Here is a 1,871-nt window from a genome sequence, read left to right on the forward strand (position 1 = left end):
TTTTTTAAGTGTTCTCCAAGAGGGATAATGATAATGTATAGTAACCCAATCGTTAGCAATCCTATATCACTTGCTTTATCAATTACTCCAAATCCGGTACCTTTATCTACAATGGTAGCTATGGTCCATAATAATAATGCATGCACAGCTTGTACAAATACTGTTCCTATAAATTCTTTAAACCACGTAAATGTAACCTGTCTAGTAGATGGAAACATGAATAAACTCACAAAAATCGGTCCTAATATCATTAGTACCAAAAGAGTAATTTTTCGCATTAAGTAATAGAAGTAAGCCCAAATCGTGACGAAGAAAAGTACTAGTCGAGCAAATATTCCTCCAATAATATGGTCTTTTAATGGTGGATATATGTCTTTTCCCGTTAAATCTAAACTTGACTTAAAAAAATCTATTACTCCTTTGTTTAAAGTAAAGACCACATCATAAAGTACACCTAAGTTCCCTAAAACTAAAATTACAAAAAGCCAGTCACGAACAAACTCAAAGAAGTAAGTTCTATTTGCTGGGTTTATACTAGTACTCGAAAACTTAATAGCGGCATGCACCATTGAAAATACAAGAATGAACCCTAGTAATATGGTTAAATTTCCAACACCCGGGGAAATAATCCCCGTTATTTCACTTGGTGAAAATGTGTTGTAAACTAAAGTGTCATCTTTATATCCATAAACTAATCGAAAAAATGTAGGAATTGCTTCGAAGGGTTTCCATAGTGCATCCCAGAAACCTTGAACTATACTTTCGGCAGCTTTCCATGCCTTTTCAGCTATCCAATCTCCCAATTAATAAGACCTCCATTTCTAACAAAATTCTATGAAATAGACATTATCTCATTTGCATTTCCTTCTGTTTTAGCATTTCTTCTAATACGGCTGGATTGGATTCAATAAACAATAATTCTTCATCAGATGGATCTGTTCTAAGCCAAATTGATGAATCGCCTGTTTTTAGAATTCCTTCTCCTTTTGCTGGGTTGCCGAATAATATGTTTAATTCACCTTCTGTTATATCGAAGTTCCGTCTAACTTCTTCTTTATCTATCTTGTTTTGCTTCAAAAATAGAAGTGTATGTGAATTGGTAAGTATACCGCGTGACTTTGGATTCCTTAATAATCGTACAAAGTCTTGGGAAGCGTAACATAATCCGCCATGACGTTTACGGATGCGTCGAGCAATCTTTTCGAAAAACGCTACTGTTTGCTCATTGTCAATAAATTGCCAAATCTCATCACAATAGATGAACTTTCTTCTTGTTGCATGTTGAGGATTTTTAGCGAAGTATTCCCATAAATAGTTTAAAATTACATGGAAGGCGATTGGACGTAAGAATCCTTCTTCCAACTGCGAAATATTGAAGTTGATTAATCTTGATTCATCAAGACTTTGTTTTACATTAGTTCCAAGATTCGTTTGTCCATCAAAAATAGGTTTGGAACCAGTTCGTAAAAACGGTTTAATAGCATGTAATAGTCTTTTAGCATCAGGTGCTTCTTTATATCTCTTCTCGATATATTCATAAATTTGTAGAATCTCAGGTTCCTTTTTTCGAACTTGAGACTGAATAATACGCCCGTTTACTTCTTTAATCCCTTCCTCAAAAAGGCTATCTGGATGTGTTGTAATCTTTAGCTCTGTAAATACGTGCATTATAGCTTCTTCTAAATAATTTCGTTCGAATACATCTAGACCGTTTTCAACTCCACCTTTACCACGAACAACAATATCGAAAAAGTCTAAGATTTCATTAACCTTTTCTCTAATAGGCACAAAACGCTTGTATTTTTTTCCGTTCTTTTCATAAATGACGATTTTATCATCTTTTGAAAGCAATTCTAATTCTTCATCATCTT

General features: G+C 33.9%; 2 protein-coding genes. Both read right to left on the reverse strand.

Going from position 1 to position 1,871, the window contains the following annotated elements:
* Window positions 1–803 (reverse strand): type IV secretion system protein (locus tag RCF13_RS02985; RefSeq protein ID WP_308140847.1); only part of this gene is annotated, 803 nt, incomplete at its 3' end.
* A 43-nt stretch (window positions 804–846) separates the two neighbouring features.
* Window positions 847–1,871, reverse strand: a 1,025-nt coding sequence (locus RCF13_RS02990) for a hypothetical protein (protein WP_308140848.1), incomplete at its 5' end; no start/stop codon positions are given.

The sequence above is a fragment of the Stenotrophomonas maltophilia group sp. RNC7 genome (genome assembly GCF_030910085.1).
Lineage (GTDB): Bacteria > Pseudomonadota > Gammaproteobacteria > Xanthomonadales > Xanthomonadaceae > Stenotrophomonas > Stenotrophomonas sepilia.